This window comes from Cupriavidus sp. H39, from assembly GCF_050271075.1.
Classification (GTDB): Bacteria; Pseudomonadota; Gammaproteobacteria; order Burkholderiales; family Burkholderiaceae; genus Cupriavidus; species Cupriavidus necator_B.
On the sequence record NZ_CP189846.1, the window covers coordinates 2,146,490 to 2,164,616 of the forward strand.

An 18,127-nucleotide genomic window follows, 5' to 3' on the forward strand; every position below is an offset into this window, starting at 1 on the left:
GCCAGCAACTATGGGGAGGTTCAATATCGCCAATCCGGATGCCGATCCCGCCACGGCGCGCCGCGGCCCCGGCCACCTCCAACCATCCAAACCGCCTCAAGGCATGCCAGCCCCCACCGCTTCCATCGCGCCATCGTCACAGAACGTCCCGCTGCACGTGCGCCTGCTGTGGCTACCGCAAGCCATGCCCGGCAGCCTGTTCACCACGCTCGACGTGCTGCGCACGGTGGCCGGCGTGGCCAGCCTGCAGCGCCCCGACGCCGCCCCGACACTGAGTTGGCAACTGTGCCGCGCCAACGGCCGCACGCTGGCCACGGAACTGCCCGGGCTGGTGTCGTCGACGCGGCGTGCGCGTGCTCCGGGCATCCGCACGCTGCTGGTGATTCCCGCGCTGCTGGCCAGCAATGCGCCGCAACTGGGCGAGCTGGCGTTGCGCGATGCCGCGGCACTGCGCCTGGTGGAGCGCCACGCGCGCGCGGGCGGCTGGATCGCCGCGTGTGCGTCGGGGATGGTGCTGCCGCTGCAGCTGGGCCTGCTGGATGGCGCCAGCGTGGGGGCGCCATGGATGTTCCAGAGCTGGATGGCGCGCCAGTACCCGCATTGCGACCTCGGCAGCGACGCGGCCATGAGCGTGCACGGGCAAGTGTTTTCCTGCGTGGCGCCCGCGCTGCAGGTGGAATTCATGCTGCGCGTGCTGGGCCATCTGCACGACCCCGACCTGGCGCAGGCGGCGTCGCGGCTGATGCTGTTCCAGCCCGAACGCCAGCGCAGCGTGCCGGCGCTGGTATCGCAACGCTGGCTCGACCGCACCGCCGACAGCCCGGTCTACCGCGCCATCCAATGGCTGCGCGACCATGTGTCCGAACCCTACCGGCTGGCCGCTGTGGCGCAGGCGGCGGCGGTCAGCGAACGCACGCTGCTGCGGCATTTCCGCCAGGTCACCGGCATGACGCCGCTGGACTACCTGCACACGCTGCGCGTGGAGCGCGCCCGCATGCTGCTGGAAGTGACGCTGCACGGTACCCATGCCATTGCCGAGGCGTGCGGCTACAGCGACGCCGCCGCGTTCCGCCGGCTGTTCCAGCGCACCACGGGCATGTCAATGTCGGACTACCGCGCCCGCTTTGCGCTGCGGGCGCGGCGGCGCTACTGGCGCATGGAAGACACCCCGCGCAGCGCGGCGCGCAACGATAGCCCGCCGCGGGCCCGCGCTCAGGGGCGCAGCGTGATGTGGTTGACCACGTCCTCCACGCCCTGCACGTACCACGCATCGCGCTCGGCCTGACGGCGCGTGCCCTCGCTGCTGACGCAGCCCTCCAGCGTTACCACGCGGTCCTGGGTATGCGCGCTGACCTGGCTGGCATCGACGAAGGGATCGGTTTCCAGCACCAGCATCAGCGCCTCGGTGATTTCATCGTCGCGGTCAGCCTCGGCGGGTGCCACCACCAGTTCATTGACCACGCAGCGGCAGCCGCCCGACCACCACGCCAGCACACCGGCCAGGCGCATGTGCGACAGGCTGATCACCTGCCCCCACAGCGTCACCACGCCGTCCTGCACCGCGACTTCGATCCAGCCGTTGCGATCGCTCACCGGTTCCCGCATGGCCTCTGGCTTGCCCTTGACGCGCGCGCAGATCTTGCAATTGTGGAATTCGACCGCATTGAGGAGCCGCTCGCACACGGCGTCGCGCAGTTCGCCGTCGCCCACCGGCGCGCCGCCGTCGGCCACGCGCAGGTGGTCGATCACGCTGGTGACGCCGTCCACGCGCCGCAGCGTGGCCGCGGCCCGGGTCTTGTCGACGATATCGGCCACCTCGCCTTCCAGGATCAGCGCCCCGTCCGAGAGCCGCAACTGGATGGTGGGATGGAGGACATGGCCCTGATAGGGCACATGGGCCAGGGCTGCGCGCGCCTGCGTCAGCACCGCTTCGCTACTCTGCATGTTGTCGCCTCGCCGGTTGGTCTGGAGATGGAGGATGCGCGCCCCTGCCTGCAGGCGCGCGGGAGCGGCGCCGCGGCCTCCTTCACCCCCGGGACCCGGCAACCGCTTCCTCATTATAGGAAGCGCTCCGCCGCGGGCCCGGCGAGCACCAGCCGGTGCGCAGGGCTCAGGCGCCGGCCGCTTCGCGCGCCCGGGCCACTTCCTGATTGCGCAGGATAAAGCGCTGGACCTTGCCACTGGGGGTCTTGGGCAGTTCGGCGACGAACTCGATTTCGCGCGGATAGGCGTGGGCGGCCAGGCGCTGGCGCACGTGCAGGCGCAGCGTCTCGGCCAGTTCGGGCGAGCCCTGGTGGTGCGGGTCCAGCACCACGAAGGCCTTGATGAGTTCGGTGCGCTCGGGGTCAGGCTTGCCGATCACCGCTGCCTCGACCACCGCGGGATGCTCGATCAGCGCGCTTTCCACGTCGAACGGCCCTACGCGGTAGCCGGAAGTGGTGATGACGTCGTCGGCCCGACCGATAAAGCTGATGCTGCCGTCCTCGTTCAGCTCGGCGGAATCGCCGGTCAGGTAGTAGTCACCGGCAAAGGCGCTGGTGGGCGTGCCGTGATAGCCGCCGAACCAGCACATCGGCGAGCGCTTCAGGTCCAGTGCCAGCGTGCCCGGCTGGCCGGCCGGCAGTTCGCGCAGCGCATCGTCGACCACCACCACGCGGTGCCCCGGGCTGGCAAAGCCGGCCGCACCCATGCGCACCGGATGGGACAGGGCGTGGTGGTTGCACAGCACCATGCCCAGCTCGGTCTGGCCATAGTGGTCGTGGATGGTGACACCCAGCTCGCTGGCGAACCAGCGGATCACTTCCGGGTTGAGCGGCTCGCCGGCGCTGCTGACGGCGCGCAGTTGCCCGCGCAGCTGGCCAGACACGGCCGCGCCCGCGGCGATCAGCAGCCGGTAGGCGGTAGGCGAGCCGGCGAGGTTGGTAATGCCGTACTTGCGGATCACGCGGCAGGTGCTGTCGACGTTGAAAGGGCCGTCGTAGAAGGTGGTGGCATGGCCCAGCGACAGCGGGCCGGTGACGGCGTAGTACAGGCCATAGGCCCAGCCCGGATCGGCCAGGTTCCAGAACGCGTCGTCGTCGCGCAGGTCGACCGCATCGCGCATATAGCCCGCAAACGCGGCAATCGCCTTGAGCGGCACCAGCAGCGGCTTGGCCGGACCGGTGGTGCCGGAGGTGAACATCATCAGGAAGGGGTCGTCGCCGCGCCGCATCACCGGCGCGAACGACGCCGGCTGGCGCGCCAGCTCGGCCCAGAAGCTGAAGTCGCCGGGGTTCGCGGCGGGTGGCTCCGTGTCGCCCTGGGGGCCGGTCACGGTGACGATGGCCGGGCAGCCGGCCACCTCGTCCAGCTTGGGCCGGTTGGCGGTATCGGTCACCACCACCTTCGCGCCCGACGCATTGAGCCGGTGTTCGATGGCCTTGGGGCCGAACGCGGTAAACAGCGGCTGGTACACGGCACCGGCGCGCCAGGTGCCGAGGATCGTCACCAGCAGTTCGGCGTTGCGCGGCAACAGGCCGGCGACGCGGTCGCCCGGCTGTACGCCCTGCGCCTTCAGGAAACCTGCGAACTGGGCCGACAGCGCCTGCAGCTCGGCAAAGGTCCAGCTGCGCGCGTCGCCATTGCGCCCTTCCCAGTTCAGCGCAATCCGGCCGGGCTGCGCGTGCCGGTCGCAGCATTCGACGCAGGCGTTGAGCGCCGCCAAGCTGCCGTGCAGTTGCCGTGCCACGGCGTCGTCATAGGAAAATCCGTCGAAAGCTTGGGCGTAGTCGCGCATGGTGTCTCCTGAATCCGGCTGGTGCCTTGTAGTCGGTGGCCGGTGCGCGGTGGCGCGCATCGGCTGCCGCAAGAGTGTGCGCCACGGCGCCGCCATCCGGCAATAACCGTTTCCGCCACCGCGGCTGACGGTTTTTGCCATCCCTGCCATGCGGCTTGAAGGGGCCGAAGCGGCCTTGACGCGGCGCCGCCGGCCCCACACGATATGGGCATCACCTTCGGGAGACAGCGCATGTGCACCAACTATGCCCCGGTCCAGCGCCGCATCCTGCGTGAAATCTTCGGCGTCGAGCCGCCAGCGGGCGTGTACAAGGCCGAGACCTACCCCGACTACGCCGCACCGATCGTGCGCGCCGGCGACGACGGTGCACGCAGCGCGGAGCTGGCCTCGTTCGGCATGGTGCCGCGCCAGCGCATTCCACCAGGCACACGGCGCTATGACACCACCAACGCCCGCAGCGAAACCGTGGGCGAGCGCGCCGCGTTTGCGCGCTACTGGCGCCAGGGCCAGTTCTGCCTGATCCCGGCAACGGCGTTCTATGAATTTGCGTACTCTGACAGTGCGGCGGACGGTGCGGCGCCAGGCGGCTCGCCGGGCAAGCCGGTGCGCTGGCGCATCTGGCTGCCCGGCGAGCCGGCCTTCGGCATTGCCGGCCTGTGGCGCGGCTGGCCGGACCAGGCGTTGTCTTTCACCATGCTGACCGTCAGTTCGGCACAGCACCCGGTGATGCAGCGCTTCCACAAGCCGGGGGACGAGAAGCGCTCCGTGGTGATCGTGCCGCGCGCGCAGTGGGACGACTGGCTGACGTGCCGGGATGCCGAGGTCGCGCGCACCTTCCTGAGGCTGTTGCCGCCAGACGCCATGCAGACCGAGCCGGCGCCCAAAGTGCAGGGAGCGCCCATTCCCGACGCGGATTAGCGCGGCGTGCGCGACGGCCGGCAGGGCCTCCGCGATCCTTGCCATGCCGATGTTGCTCAGAAGCGATACGTGACGCTGCCCACCACCGTGCGGCGCGCGCCGAAGTAGCAGTCGCCACGCGCGAGGCAGGTGGTCAGGAACTGCTTGTCGAACAGGTTGTTGGCATTCAGCGCGACCCGCAGCGGGCCGTGGTCATAGGCGATCATCGCGTCGTACAGCGTCACGCCGCCCACCCGGTTCTGGTCGGCGCCGTCATAGCTGGGGCCGATATAGCGCAGCCCGCCGCCCGCCACGAAGCCCGGCATCCCGAACAGCTTGAAGCGATAGTTGGCCCACAGCGACGCCATGTTCGACGGCGTGCTCGCCAGCTTCTTGCCGACCTCGGCGGCGGTGCCGTCGGTCACGCGCGCATCCAGGTAGGTGTAGGTCGCGATCAGGTCCAGCCGGTTCGTCAGCGACGCCAAGGCCTCGACCTCGATGCCACGCGTGCGCGCTTCGCCCACCTGCACCGAGTCGGGGATGCCGTTGACCACGCCAGCGGTCTTGCGGTTCTTCTCGCGCATGTCGAACGCCGCGATGGTCAGCGTGGCATTCTTGCCCGGCGGCTGGTACTTGATGCCCGCCTCCCACTGCGAGCCCCGCAGCGGCTTGAAGGCCTGGTTGGCCTTGTTGAACCCGGCCAGACCCTGGAACGACTCGGAGTAGCTGACATACGGATTCAGGCCGATGTCGGAACGGTACATCAGGCCGGCGCGCTTGGTCAGCTCGCTGTCGTCGCGGCCGGCCGACGGCGTGTTGTCCTGCGCGGCGCGCGACCAGTCATAGCGCAGCCCCAGCATCAGCAGCCACTGGTTCCAGGCCAGCTGGTCCTGCACATACAGGCCGGTTTGCGCCTGCGTGGCGGGATTCAGTGCGCGCGTGCCGGGCGCCGTGAAATTGCCGTAGACCGGGTTGAACACATCGAGCGGCGCGGCGGAGCCGCCCACGCCGGTGTTCCCCGTGATTTCCGCGTGCTGGTAGTCCACGCCGGTCAGCAGCGTGTGCTGGAGCGGGCCGGTGCGGAAGTTGGCCTGCGCCTGGGTGTCGACGGCAATTGAGTTCAAGGTCGGCTGGTTCACGTAGACCGTGCGGTTCATCAACGTGTTGCTGCCCGGCACCCAGCCTCGGTTGGCATCGTTGAATCTCGCATAGATGCTGCGGTAGTCCACCGAACTGTGCGAGTAGCGCAGGTTTTGCCGCACCGTCACGGTGTCGTTGAACTTGTGCTGGAACTCATAGCCCACCGACTGCTGCTCCGCGGTATAGCGGTCAAAGCCCGGTTCGCTGATGAACAGGTGGTCGGGAATCTGCCCGCCCGGGTTCGGGTACAGCGTGCCGCGCCACGGGAAGAAGCCGACCGAGGTCCCGCTCACGTCGCGCTGGAAGTTGGCCAGCAGCGTCAGCGAGGTGTCCTGGCTCGGCCGCCATGTCAGCGAAGGCGCGAGCAGGTAGCGGTTGTCCTGCACGTAATCCACCTGCGTGTCGCTGTCGCGCGCCAGCGCAACCAGGCGGTACAGCCATTTGCCCTCCGCATCGAGCGGGCCCGTCAGGTCTGCCTGCACCTGCTTGCGGTGGTAGTTGCCGAACTGCACGCCGATCTCGCGCGCCGCCTCGGCCTGCGGGCGCTTGCTGACCAGGTTCAGGATGCCGCCGACCGCGCCCTGCCCGAACAGCATCGACGACGGCCCGCGCAGCACATCGATGCGCTCGAGGGCGTACACGTCGGGACGCACGTTGTTGTAGAAGCCGACCTGGTCCAGCAAGCCATCGCGATACTGCGTGAAGTCAGTGCCCCGGAACTTGCCCCAGTCCCCGCGCGCGTCATTGCCGTAGGGGCCGGCGTAGACCCCGGCGCTATAGCCGATGGCCTGCTGCACGGTCTGCGCGCCCTGCGCTTCCATGCGGTCGCGCGTGATCACGGTGATCGACTGCGGCGTCTCCATCACCGGCGTGTCGGTCTTGGTGGCGGTGGCACTGCGCTTCGCCACAAAGCCATGGACGGGGCCGTTGGCGGATTCATCGTCGCTGGTCGCGCGCACGGTCACCGCCGGCAACTCCGCTGCGGCTGCGGCTGTGAGGGCGGCGGGCACAGGGCTCTCGCCAGACTGCGCGGACACGCCGCCGGCCTGCAGGCTCAGCACAAGGGTGGTCAGGGAAAGACGGCACGGGGTGACAAGCGCGGAGCAGGCAAAGCGTCGCTTCGCCCGCGGGTTCGGGTGCAGAGGCATCACTCAGGGTCGGAAGATGGCGATGCCGCAAAGGGCATCACAAGTGGAAAATTCTGATTACGAATAAGAATGATTCGTGATTACATCAGAATTGTAGCCTCAATGTGTCAGAACCGATACATTTAGCTGAGAATTTAAGGCGGTCGTTGGGCCTGGTAACCGGTTTTCCGCTTAATACGATGTGAGGCTCTCTTTTACCGCTGTAGCATAAAAATGTTGCCCACCCTATTTCATGCTGCTACAGTAAATCCGAATGGAAATCGAGTTCGACCTGGCCAAGGACGCCCTCAACCAACATCATCACGGGTTGTCACTGGCTGCCGCCGGCTTATTCGACTTTGATCGCGCCCTCCTGAAGATCGATCACCGCAAGCCGTACGGCGAAACTCGCTACGTCGCCTACGGGCCGATCGGTCCGCGTCTGTATTGCCTGGTCTTCACACTACGAGGCGACACGCTCAGGGCAATCAGCCTGCGAAAAGCAAACGCAAGAGAGGTACGAGACTATGAACAGGAAATCTGACCTGATCCGGCCCACATCCGCAGAGGACGCCGCCATTGCGCGCGGCATTGCGGACGATGTCGACGCGGTCTCATTGCCGACCGCGGAGATCAAGGAGATGCGCCCTGCGCGAGAGGCCCTCGAGCAGGTACTCGGCAAAGACAAGGCGGAGGCCCTGGCAAAACGCCGTGGCAGGCCGGCCAAGCCTGCCAGTGAGCGCAAAGTCAATCAGACGCTACGCATCGATCCTGACGTCCTGGCAGCCTACAAGGCAACCGGCAGCGGCTGGCAAACGCTGATGAACGAGGCGCTGCGCGATTATGCGACCGTGCGCCGGATGCTGCCCCGGCGCTAGGCCGGCCGAGCCGACCCGTTGTCCTGAAGCCGGCCAAGCAGGCGCCGGCCTGCCTCGATCACCGCGCTATCCGGCTGCATCTGGTAGCGCACGATCATGCCCTCGATGCACAGCATCGCCTCCGCTGCCACCGCCTGCGGCTGGTCCAGGTCCAGGCGGGCGGCAATATCGGCGACGAAGGCTTGCAGTTCGGCCTTGTGGGCCGCCGCCTGCTGCTGCGCCTCGGCGTCGCCGCCCGCCTCGGCTACCACGTTGATGAAGGCGCAACCGCGGAAGTCGCGTCCAAACCAGTCGGCCAGGGTGTCGGCGATCACGTCCAGGCGGGGCCGTTCGGCGAGACGGGCTTCCACATCCTGGCGGAACCACGCCATCCACTCTTCATGCCGGCGCGCGAGGAACGCCGCGATCAGCGCGTTCTTGGAGGCGAAATGCCGATAGAGCGACATCTTGGCCACCCCAGATTCGGCAATGATCCGGTCGATGCCGGTGGCGCGGTAGCCCTCCTGGTAGAACAGGCGGGCGGCAGTATCGAGGATGCGGTCGCGGGCGGAAGGCGTGGCCATGTGACAGGTGTTGGTGATAACGAGTGCGGCCGGGAAACGCATCGCGCCACCCGGCCCAGTGCTTCGATACTATGACAGACAGACCTGTCTAGCAAACCGCGCGCATTCAGCCTTCAAGCCTCGCGGCCGCATCGCGCAGGGCGGTGCGCAGGCCTTCCTCCACCACCGGGTGGTAGAACGGCATGGTCAGCATCTGCGCGATGGTCAGGCCCTGCTGGTACGACCAGGCCAGCAAGTGGGCAATATTCTCGGCACGCGGGCCGGTCCATTCGGCGCCCAGGAAGCGGCCCGTGGCCCGGTCGGCATACACGTGCATCAGGCCCCGGTTCTTCAGCATCACGCGGCTGCGGCCCTGGTCTTCAAAGCTGACCGCGCCGGTCACGAAGGTGTCTTCGCCGCGCGCGACCAGGTCGGCATGGCGCTGGCCGACCATCGCGATCTGCGGATCCGTGAACACCACCGCGATCGGCGCGCGGCGCGCCAGCGGCTGCACCTGCGGATAGCTGGCGGCGTTCTCGCCGGCGGCCTTGCCTTCGTCGGCGGCCTCGTGCAGCAGTGGCAGGATGTTGTTGGCATCGCCCGCGATAAACACCGGCGCATTGCCGCACTGCAGGGTCTGTGCGTCGAACAACGGCACGCCGCGCGCATCCAGCGCCAGGCCGGTGTTCTCCAGGCCCAGGCCGCGCACATTGGGCGCGCGGCCGGTGGCGGCCAGCGCGTAGTCAAAGCGCTCGGTCACGCTGCGGCCTTCGCGGTCGAGGTAGGTCACCACCACCTGCTCGCCATCGCGGCCCATGTCGGTCACCTTGGCGTCCGGATCGAGATAGAACTCCTGATTGAAGGTGCTGGCGGCATGGGCGCGGATCACCGGGTCGGTCAGCGGCCCGAGCGAGCCGCTGACGCCGAACACGCGCACCCTCACGCCCAGCCGCGACAGCGCCTGGCCCAGCTCCAGCCCGATCACGCCGGGGCCGAACACCACCACGCTGCCGGGCAGGTCCTGCCACGAGAACACATCGTCATTGACGATCAGGCGGTCGCCGAACACCTGGAACGGCGCCGGCAGCACCGGCGTGGAACCGGTGGCGATGACCACGCGGCTGGCGCGCACCGTGGTGTGCCCGTCCACTTCCAGCGTGGTGGTATCGATAAAGCGGGCATAGCCGCGAATGCGGTCCGCCTGCGCAATGTTCTCCACGCCGCGCACCACGAAGCCGACAAAGCGATCACGCTCGCTGCGCACGCGCGCCATCACCTCGCGGCCGTCGATGCGGATCTGGCCGTCGACATGCACGCCGAACGGTGCGGTGTGGCGCAGTTCGTGCGCAGCCTCGGCGGCGGCGATCAGCAGCTTGGAAGGCATGCAGCCCACGCGGGCACAGGTGGTGCCATAGGGGCCGCCTTCGATGATCACGGCGCGCTTGCCGGCGGCAATCGCGGCACGGTAGGCGGCAAGGCCGGCGGTGCCTGCGCCGATCACGGCGACGTCGGTCTGGATGGTGGTCATGGCGGTCGGTTCCTTGGTTTTCTGAAGTGTCGGACTGAGGTCAATCAGCGGGCTGGATGGCGCCGCCCTGCGCGTCATCGCGGGCAAGGCGGCGCCATCGGGTCCGGCGACTGCCGGCCCCGGGGGTTGGGGGCAAAAGCGGAAAACGGCTTACTTGGCCAGGTACTGCTGCAGCGCCTCGGCGCCGCCGATCAACTTGCCGTTGATAAAGACCTGCGGTGCGGTCATCTCGCCTGACACGGCGCCCAGCACCTTGCCGCGCACCTTGTTGTCGAGCGGCACGTCGATATAGTCGAAGCCGTTGTCGTCAAGCAGCTGCTTGGCCTTGGCGCAGAACGAGCAACCGACCTTGGAGAACACCACCACCTGGTCAGGCTTGCGCGCGTCCGGAGCGATGTGGGCCAGCATGGTGTCGGCATCGGACACCTTGAACGGGTCGCCCGGCTCTTCCGGCTCGATGAACATCTTCTGCACCACGCCGTCCTTGACCAGCATGGCATAGCGCCAGCTGCGCTTGCCGAAGCCCAGGTCGGCCTTGTCCACCAGCATGCCCATGCCTGCGGTGAATTCCCCGTTGCCATCGGGGATCATGGTGATGTTTTCGGCTTCCTGGTCCTTGGCCCATTCGTTCATCACGAAGGTGTCGTTCACCGACACGCACAGGATCTCGTCGACGCCGTGCCTGGCGAAGACGGGCGCCAGTTCGTTGTAGCGCGGCAGGTGGGTCGAGGAACAGGTCGGCGTGAACGCGCCCGGCAGCGAGAACACGACCACGGTCTTGCCGTCGAACAGCTCGCCGGTGGTGACGGTCTTCCACTCGTTGTCTTCACGCACACGGAAAGCGACATTGGGAACGCGTTGGCCTTCGCGGGATTGCAGCATCAGTTCACTCCTGGTTCTGGATCGGGTGGGTTCGGCTGCGGGTTGCAGCGAAGGCCCCATTCTGTCGACCGGGATGTGATTTGTACAATTCATCGTTTCAACTGCGGTGATTGGGTAAAACTATGAACCACGCATAGACACTGCCCTCGGCCCGCATGCGGCCCCTCCGCGAGGACGGAAAAGCATATTTTTTCGGGAAAACCCCGGTTAGTGCCCTATCATGCGGCATCTCCCTGACTTCCCTTTTGTCCGCAATGACCCGACCTCGCCGCCTGCCGTACTGCCATCGGTGGGCACCACTGCTTGCGCTATCGCTTGCGCTGGCCCTTCCTGCGCAGGCCGAGACGCTGAAGAAGCCGGCGCTGGAAACCCTGGCCGGCCATAGCCCGGCCGCGGCCAAGGCGGCCCAGTCCGACCTGCCGGCCTTCATGGCGGCGGCGGCCAAGGCCGAGCCCATGGTCGCGCCAGCGGTAGCGGCATGGCAGTCCAAGGCGCCGCTGTCAGGCGACAACCTGGTCAATATCGCCCGGCTGCTCGGGGTCTACAACCGCCTGCGCAACGAGGCCGCTGCCATCGATGTGCTCGGCAAGATGGTGGCACTGCGCACCGTGCGCGACGAAAAGATCCCCCAGCACGAGAACCCCGCCATCGTCGAGTTCGGCAAGATGGTCGAAGGCATGGCGCGCGAGTTCGGGTTGGCCTATCGCAATGTCGACAACCGGGTCTTTGAAGTGACGCTGCCCGGCGGCGGCAAGGACACCTTCGGCATCCTGACCCACGCCGACGTGGTGCCGGCCGTGGCGGAGGAATGGGTGCTGGACGATGGCACCCGGCTCGACCCGTTCCGCATGGCGCGCGTGGGCGACCTGCTGTACGGGCGCGGCACCATCGACGACAAGGGTTCCATCGCCGCCGTCATGTACGCCATGAAGACCGTCAAGGAAAGCGGCGTGCCGCTCGAGCGCAGCATCCGGCTGATGATCGAGACCACCGAGGAAACCGGCGGCGACGGCATGAAGTACTACCGCCAGCACACCACGCTGCCCGAGTACAACGTGGTGCTCGACAGCAAGTATCCGGCGGTGGTGGCAGAGAAAGGCGCGGGCACGCTGACCGTCTCGTTCGGCATCAAGGCCGCCGACGACAAGCGCGCACCCGCCCAGGCCGACAGCAAGGGCCCGGCCATTGTCGGGATGCGCGGCGCGGCCTCGGCCAACGCCATCCCCGAGACCGCCACCGCGCGCATCGCCGGCGGCGATGCCGCGGCGGTGGCTGCCGCGCTGGAGCAGGCGCGCGCGGAATTCCTGCGCCGCTACACGCCGCGCGGCAAGTTCTCGATCGACATCAAGCGCGCCGGCAACGATATAGAGGTCAAGGTCACCGGCGCCTCGGCGCACGGCTCGCGGCCGGAAGAAGGCGTGAACCCGCTGCCGCGGCTGGCGCTGTTTCTGCAGGCCAGCGGCGTGCGCTTTGCCGAAAACCACTACCTGAACGCGGTCCGCTACCTGAACGACCTGTACGGCCTGGACTACCTCGGCAATCGCATGGACGTGGCCTACCGCGATCCGTTCATGGGTCCGCTGACGATGTCGCCCACGCTGGTGCGCGAGCGCGGCGAATACGTCGACGTGGTCACCAACGTGCGCATGCCGCGCGGGCGCACGCCGGACGAGCTGGGCGGCAAGATCACCAAGCGCATTTTCGGCTGGGCCGCCACCCACGGGCCGGTCGAGATCAAGTACGACCAGGGCAACTGGATGGCGCGCGACCCGAAGGGCGCGTGGCTGTCGACGCTGCTGAACATCTTTGGCGACACCACCGGGCTGGAAGCCAAGCCGGTCTCCACCGCCGGCAGCACCACCGCCAAGCTGATGCCCAACGCCATCAACTTCGGGCCGGCCATGCCGGGCAAGAAGTACACCGCGCACAACGCGCGCGAGTACAAGGAAGTGGCCGACCTCAATCTCGATATGCAGATGTTCACCGAGATGCTGGTGCGGATCGGGAACCTCGACAAGATGCAGTAGGCGAAGCGCCCGGGCGACGCTTGTCTGCCCTCCCCTCCCGACCGCAGGAGAGGGGCCGCGGGAGAGGGTAGGCACTGGCCGACCGACACGCATGCTTCGTCGATACTCCCGCCCTCTCCCCCAGCGTCACAACCCCAGCTCGCTCAAGCCCGGATGCCCGTCCGGCCGGCGGCCCAGCGGCCAGTGGAACTTGCGCTCCGCCGGCCGGATGGGCGCGTCGTTGATGCAGGCAAAGCGCTTGCGCATCAGTCCCGCCTCATCGAACTCCCAGTTCTCGTTGCCGTACGACCGGTACCAGTGGCCGGAATCGTCGTGCCATTCATAGGCAAAGCGCACGGCGATGCGGTTCTCCTCGTGTACCCATAGCTCCTTGATCAGCCTGTAATCCAGTTCCTTGTGCCATTTGCGCTGCAGGAAGGCGACGATATCGGCGCGGCCGTTGACGAACTCCGCGCGGTTGCGCCACGCGCTGTCGACGGTATAGGCCAGCGCCACGCGCTCCGGGTCGCGGCTGTTCCAGCCGTCCTCGGCGGCGCGGACTTTGGCGATGGCGGTGTCGCGCGTGAAAGGGGGCAGCGGCGGACGGGTTTCGGTGGCTGCGGACATGCGTGCTCCTTTTACGGGGAAGCTGGACGACGAAGGGTGGAGAAACAAGCTTGCGGCAAATGATACAGAGTTGTCTCATTATTAGTAGACAGATCTGTCTTGTCAAGCCACGATAGCGGCCAGAATTCAAAAGCAAGACGCGGAGTGTGTGAGCCACGCCAGCCGTCTAAAGTTGGCACCATGCAAGCGAAACAGGAGATTTGCAGTGAGCATCGAGCAAGCTATTGCCACCCGCGTCGACGGCACCGACTGGTCCGCCATCGCACGCGCTCTCGATGGCTACGGCTGCGCCGCCATCCCTGGCGTGCTGTCAGCCGGCGAATGCGATGCGCTGGCGGCGGGCTATGACAACGACGCGCTGTACCGCGCGCGCATCGAGATGCGCCGGCACGGCTTCGGCCAGGGCGAATACAAGTATTTCCGCTATCCCCTGCCCGGCCTGGTCGCCGAGCTGCGCACGGCGCTCTACCCGCACCTGGTGCCGGTAGCCAACCGCTGGAATGCCGCCATGGGCCTCGACGTCCGTTACCCTGCCGCGCACGGGGACTTCATTGCGCGCTGCCACGACGCCGGCCAGTCGCGGCCGACGCCCTTGCTGCTGCGCTACGGCCCGGGCGATTACAACTGCCTGCACCAGGACCTGTACGGCGAGCATGTGTTCCCGCTGCAGGTCGCGATCCTGCTCTCGGAGCCCGGCCGCGACTTCACCGGCGGCGAGTTCGTGCTGACCGAGCAGCGCCCGCGCATGCAGTCGCGGGCCGAGGTGGTGACGCTGCGCCAGGGCGACGCCGTGGTGTTTGCGGTCAGCCAGCGGCCGGTGCCGGGCAGCCGCGGCAGCTATCGCGTCAACCTGCGGCATGGCGTCAGCCGGCTGCATGCCGGACAGCGCTACACGCTCGGCATCATCTTCCACGACGCTACGTGAGGCCTGCCATGACCCGATCCATCCGCCGTCCCGCGCAACTTGCCGCAGCCAGCCCCGTCGAACAGGACCCGCGCTGGGCACGCGTCCTGGCGCGCGACCCGGGTGCCGACCGCGACTTCGTCTATGCGGTCAGGACCACCGGCGTGTATTGCCTGCCGAGCAGCCCGTCGCGGCTGCCGCATCCGGCCAATGTCGAGTTCTTCGACAACGCCGCCGCGGCCGAAGCCGCCGGCTACCGGCCCAGCCGCCGCGCGGCCGCGCCTGCGCTGGTGGCACGACACGCGGCCATCGTCGCCGAGGCCTGCCGCCGCATCGAGGCCGCCGACGCCGTGCCCACGCTCCCCGAACTGGCCAGCGCGGCGGGCGTCAGCCCGTATCACTTCCACCGCCTCTTCAAGGCGGCCACCGGACTGACGCCGCGCGCCTACGCCGCCGCGCATCGCGCCAGGAAGCTGCGCGAGCAACTCGGCACCAGCGACTCGGTGACCGAGGCGATCTACGATGCCGGCTTCGGCTCCAACAGCCGCTTCTATGAGACCGCGGACGCCGTGCTGGGCATGACCCCGTCGCGCTACCGCGCGGGGGGCGTCGACACCGATATCCGCTTTGCTCTCGGCCAGTGCTCGCTGGGCGCGATCCTGGTGGCGCAAAGCGAGCGCGGCGTCTGCGCGATCCTGCTGGGCGACGACCCGCAAGCGCTGCTGCAGGCGTTGCAGGACCAGTTCCCGCGCGCCAACCTGATCGGCGCCGATGCACAGTTCGAGCAGTTGGTGGCGCAGGTGGTGGGCTTTATCGAAGCGCCCTCGATCGGCCTGGCGCTGCCGCTGGACGTGCGCGGCACCGCGTTCCAGCAGCGCGTATGGCAAGCGCTGCAGCAGATTCCCGCCGGCAGCACCGCCAGCTACGCCGAGATCGCGGCCCGCATCGGCGCGCCGCGCGCGGTGCGCGCGGTGGCGCAGGCGTGCGCGGCCAACCACCTGGCCGTGGCGATTCCCTGCCACCGCGTGGTGCGCAGCGACGGCGACCTGTCGGGCTATCGCTGGGGCGTGGCGCGCAAGCGCGAGCTGCTGGCGCGCGAGGCGCAGGGCTCGCCCGCCGCTGCTTAGCGGGAAGCAGCCGCCGGGATGCGCACCAGGTAATCGTGGATCTGCGCGACCACCGCCGCGCCTTCGCCGACCGCGGCGGCAACGCGCTTGGTCGATCCCGCCCGCACGTCGCCGATGGCAAACACGCCCGGCACGCTGGTCTGCAGCGGATACGGCACCGCCGACGCGCAGCCCAGCGCGCCGCCACCGGTGCGCACGAAGCCCTTGTCATCGACCTCGACCTGGCAGGTGCGCAGCCACGCCGCATTGGGATCGGCGCCGATGAACAGGAACAGGTGCCGCACGGCCATGGTGACCGGCACCGGCCGTTCGGCGCGGCAATCGTAGTGGACCGCGCTGAGCCATCCGTCCCCCTCCAGTGCGCTGATCTGTGCATGGGTATGCAGCGTGATATTGGGCAGCGCGGCGATGCGGTCGATCAGGTAGCGCGACATGGTGGCGGCCAGGCCCGGGCCGCGCACCAGCATATGCACGTGCGCCGCATGCGAAGCGAGGAAGACTGCCGCCTGCCCGGCCGAATTGCCGCCGCCCACCAGCATCGCCGGCTCGTTCTTGCACAGCTTGGCTTCCACCGGCGAGGCCCAGTAGTAGACCCCGCGGCCTTCAAAATGCTCGAGCGCGGCAATGCCGGGGCGGCGGTACTGCGCGCCGGTGGCGATCACCACGGTGTGGGCGGGGATCATGCGGCCATCGGTCAGCTCCAGCCGGATCGGGTCGGCGCCGCAATGCAGCGCCTTGACCTCCAGCGGGATCGCGATATGCGCGCCGAACTTCAGCGCCTGCACGAACGCGCGCCCGGCGAGCGCCTGCCCGGAGATGCCGGTGGGAAAGCCGAGATAGTTCTCGATCCGGGCACTCGCGCCCGCCTGCCCGCCGGGCGAGCGGCAATCGATCACCGCCACCGACAAGCCTTCGGACGCGGCATACACTGCCGTGGCCAGCCCTGCCGGCCCGGCACCCACCACCACCACGTCATAGACGTGGTGCGGATCGAACTCAGGCAACAGCCCCAGGCACGAAGCCAGCTGCCCTTCGTCCGGCGCGCGCAGCACGCGGCCGTCGGCGCAGATCACCAGCGGGAAATCGCTGGCGGGCGCGCTGGCGTAGTCGAGCAGCAATGAGCAGTCACGTTCCGCGTCGATGTCGATGACCGTATGGGGGTAGCCGTTGCGCCGCAGGAACGCCTGCAGGGCCACCAGCTGCGGCTCGGTGCCGTGGCCAACCAGCACCGGGCCGCTGCCGAACTCGATCAGCCCCACGCGGCGCAGGATCAGCGCGCGCATGATGCGCTCGCCCAGTTCGGCTTCGGCCACCAGCAGCGCGCGCAGCCGGTCCGGCAGGATCACGTAGCCGTGGGTCTCGGTGACGGCGATGCCGTCGACCAGCGCGGGCCGGCCGGACAGGGTGCCGACTTCGGCCAGGAAGTGCCCGGCCCCTTGCTCGGTGATCTGGTGTTCGCGCCCGAGCCCGTCGCGCCGCATCAGTCGCACGCGGCCGCTGGTGATCAGGTACATGCCGCGCCCGGCCTGGCCGATGGAAAACAGCTTCTCGCCCGCGCGCCAGCTCTGCGGCGTGCCGAAGCGCCGCACGCGCGCCATGTCGTCGGCGTTCAGTTGCGGAAACATCTGGTGCCAGCGTGATTCCAGCGTGGAGTATGGTGCCTCCAGCCCGCCGCCGGCGTCCGGACCCGGCTCCGCTTCGGCGGCCGCTGCATCCGCCTGCAAGTTCGCCATGCTGCCTCCCCGATTGCATCAGTCACCGCCGGATTGCCTGGATCCCGGCTGCCGCGGCGCGGCCTATCGATAGTAGACGGCGCGACGCGGAATGCGAGGCCGCCGACGCCAACAGTTGCGTATTGCGCCGGCATGGGATTGAATGATCGCCTCGGCGGTACGGCAAAGCGCTCGGTCACCGCCGCCACCCGTCAGAATATACAAGCCTTGATGCAATCCACCCCTGAGTCCGATTCGCCCGCGCCCGCCGAACGTCCCGCCCGCCCGCCATTGCGCCCACTCACGCCAGTAGAAGGCCGTGTGCTCGGCGTGCTGGTCGAAAAGCAGCACACCGTACCCGATACCTATCCCCTGTCGCTGAACGCGCTGGCCTCGGGCTGCAACCAGAAAACCGCCCGCGCGCCGGTGATGAACGTCAGCGAGGCCGAGATCCTGGAGGCCATCGACGGCCTCAAGGGCCTGAGCCTGGTCTTTGAAGGCAGCAGCAGCCGCGTGCCGCGCTTCGAGCACAATATGCAGCGCGTGTTGGCGGTGCCCAGCCAGTCGGTTGCGCTGCTGGCGATGCTGCTGCTGCGTGGCCCGCAGACCGCGGCGGAGTTGCGCCTGAACACCGCGCGCCTGCACGGCTTTGCCGATATCTCCTCGGTCGAGGGCTTTCTGGACGAACTGGCCGACCGTGCGCCGCCCTTCGTCGTCCGCTTGCCGCGCGCCCCCGGCGCTCGCGAAAATCGCTGGATGCACCTGCTCAGCGGCGAAGTCAGCGCCGCGGCGGCCGCCGAAGCCACGGTGCGTGCCACCGACGGCGCCACCGCAGCGCTGGGAGAGCTGGAACAGCTGCGCGCCGAACAGCAGGCCCTGACCGAAAAGGTGGCAAAGCTGCAAGGCCTGGTCGAACACATGGCCGCGCAACTCGGCATCCCTGCGGACGAATTTCTCGACTAAACCGCAACGCCCCAGCCCA

At 68.0% G+C, this 18,127-nt stretch carries 16 protein-coding genes; 8 read left to right on the forward strand and 8 right to left on the reverse strand.

All coding sequences use genetic code 11. The features are described 5' to 3' along the window. Window positions 1–103: 103 nt before the first annotated feature. Complete coding sequence (locus ACOCMH_RS10100) at window positions 104–1,285, forward strand: GlxA family transcriptional regulator (protein ID WP_427306843.1); 1,182 nt, start codon at window positions 104–106, stop codon at window positions 1,283–1,285. Here the strand turns inward: ACOCMH_RS10100 and ACOCMH_RS10105 are convergent. Continuing rightward, entirely contained in the window at window positions 1,213–1,944 is a 732-nt protein-coding gene (locus ACOCMH_RS10105; RefSeq protein WP_427306844.1) for a BON domain-containing protein, read from the reverse strand. The two genes, ACOCMH_RS10100 and ACOCMH_RS10105, sit on opposite strands and share 73 nt — an antisense overlap. A 166-nt stretch (window positions 1,945–2,110) precedes the next feature. After that, window positions 2,111–3,775: an AMP-binding protein gene (locus tag ACOCMH_RS10110; protein WP_427306845.1), complete on the reverse strand. Its 1,665-nt coding sequence runs from the start codon at window positions 3,773–3,775 to the stop codon at window positions 2,111–2,113. A 231-nt stretch (window positions 3,776–4,006) separates the two neighbouring features. Here ACOCMH_RS10110 and ACOCMH_RS10115 point away from each other — a divergent pair, with 231 nt between their 5' ends. Further along, entirely contained in the window at window positions 4,007–4,693 is a 687-nt protein-coding gene (locus ACOCMH_RS10115) for an SOS response-associated peptidase (protein WP_427306846.1), read from the forward strand. A 56-nt stretch (window positions 4,694–4,749) separates the two neighbouring features. On the opposite strand, the gene ACOCMH_RS10120 is transcribed toward ACOCMH_RS10115, so the two are convergent. Next, window positions 4,750–6,960: a TonB-dependent siderophore receptor gene (locus tag ACOCMH_RS10120; RefSeq protein WP_427306847.1), complete on the reverse strand. Its 2,211-nt coding sequence runs from the start codon at window positions 6,958–6,960 to the stop codon at window positions 4,750–4,752. Window positions 6,961–7,213: 253 nt separating this feature from the next. Between ACOCMH_RS10120 and ACOCMH_RS10125 the strand changes: the two genes are divergently transcribed. Then, window positions 7,214–7,483 carry a BrnT family toxin gene (locus ACOCMH_RS10125; protein ID WP_427306848.1) on the forward strand — a complete coding sequence of 90 codons (270 nt, stop codon included), beginning with the start codon at window positions 7,214–7,216 and terminating at the stop codon, window positions 7,481–7,483. Further along, window positions 7,467–7,817 (forward strand): BrnA antitoxin family protein, encoded by a 351-nt coding sequence (locus tag ACOCMH_RS10130; RefSeq protein ID WP_427306849.1) that lies wholly within the window; start codon window positions 7,467–7,469, stop codon window positions 7,815–7,817. The genes ACOCMH_RS10125 and ACOCMH_RS10130 overlap by 17 nt, the downstream gene beginning before the upstream one ends. Here ACOCMH_RS10130 and ACOCMH_RS10135 read toward each other — a convergent pair. The 3 genes from ACOCMH_RS10135 to ACOCMH_RS10145 all read right to left on the reverse strand — a co-directional run bounded on the left by ACOCMH_RS10135 (window position 7,814) and on the right by ACOCMH_RS10145 (window position 10,769). Then, a complete protein-coding gene (locus tag ACOCMH_RS10135; protein WP_427306850.1) occupies window positions 7,814–8,380 on the reverse strand; it encodes a TetR/AcrR family transcriptional regulator in 567 nt (188 codons plus the stop codon). The two genes, ACOCMH_RS10130 and ACOCMH_RS10135, sit on opposite strands and share 4 nt — an antisense overlap. A 106-nt stretch (window positions 8,381–8,486) precedes the next feature. Further along, complete coding sequence (locus tag ACOCMH_RS10140; RefSeq protein ID WP_427306851.1) at window positions 8,487–9,887, reverse strand: dihydrolipoyl dehydrogenase; 1,401 nt, start codon at window positions 9,885–9,887, stop codon at window positions 8,487–8,489. A 150-nt stretch (window positions 9,888–10,037) separates the two neighbouring features. Then, window positions 10,038–10,769 (reverse strand): glutathione peroxidase, encoded by a 732-nt coding sequence (locus ACOCMH_RS10145; protein WP_427306852.1) that lies wholly within the window; start codon window positions 10,767–10,769, stop codon window positions 10,038–10,040. A gap of 254 nt (window positions 10,770–11,023) precedes the next feature. On the opposite strand from ACOCMH_RS10145, the gene ACOCMH_RS10150 reads away from it, so the two are divergent. Next, the gene (locus ACOCMH_RS10150; protein ID WP_427306853.1) at window positions 11,024–12,796 is read left to right on the forward strand and encodes a dipeptidase; all 1,773 of its coding nucleotides are present in this window, start codon (window positions 11,024–11,026) and stop codon (window positions 12,794–12,796) included. A 126-nt stretch (window positions 12,797–12,922) separates the two neighbouring features. Here the strand turns inward: ACOCMH_RS10150 and ACOCMH_RS10155 are convergent, their stop codons facing one another. Beyond that, on the reverse strand, window positions 12,923–13,402 hold the full coding sequence (locus ACOCMH_RS10155) for a DUF1348 family protein (RefSeq protein ID WP_427306854.1): 480 nt from the start codon (window positions 13,400–13,402) through the stop codon (window positions 12,923–12,925). Window positions 13,403–13,613: 211 nt separating this feature from the next. Here ACOCMH_RS10155 and ACOCMH_RS10160 point away from each other — a divergent pair, with 211 nt between their 5' ends. Next, a complete protein-coding gene (locus ACOCMH_RS10160; protein WP_427308423.1) occupies window positions 13,614–14,327 on the forward strand; it encodes a 2OG-Fe(II) oxygenase in 714 nt (237 codons plus the stop codon). An 8-nt stretch (window positions 14,328–14,335) separates the two neighbouring features. After that, entirely contained in the window at window positions 14,336–15,433 is a 1,098-nt protein-coding gene (gene ada, locus ACOCMH_RS10165) for a bifunctional DNA-binding transcriptional regulator/O6-methylguanine-DNA methyltransferase Ada (RefSeq protein WP_427306855.1), read from the forward strand. On the opposite strand, the gene ACOCMH_RS10170 is transcribed toward ada, so the two are convergent. Beyond that, the gene (locus tag ACOCMH_RS10170; RefSeq protein WP_427306856.1) at window positions 15,430–17,166 is read right to left on the reverse strand and encodes an FAD-dependent oxidoreductase; all 1,737 of its coding nucleotides are present in this window, start codon (window positions 17,164–17,166) and stop codon (window positions 15,430–15,432) included. The two genes, ada and ACOCMH_RS10170, sit on opposite strands and share 4 nt — an antisense overlap. A 210-nt stretch (window positions 17,167–17,376) precedes the next feature. Here ACOCMH_RS10170 and ACOCMH_RS10175 point away from each other — a divergent pair, with 210 nt between their 5' ends. Beyond that, complete coding sequence (locus ACOCMH_RS10175; RefSeq protein WP_427308425.1) at window positions 17,377–18,108, forward strand: YceH family protein; 732 nt, start codon at window positions 17,377–17,379, stop codon at window positions 18,106–18,108. Window positions 18,109–18,127 lie beyond the last annotated feature (19 nt).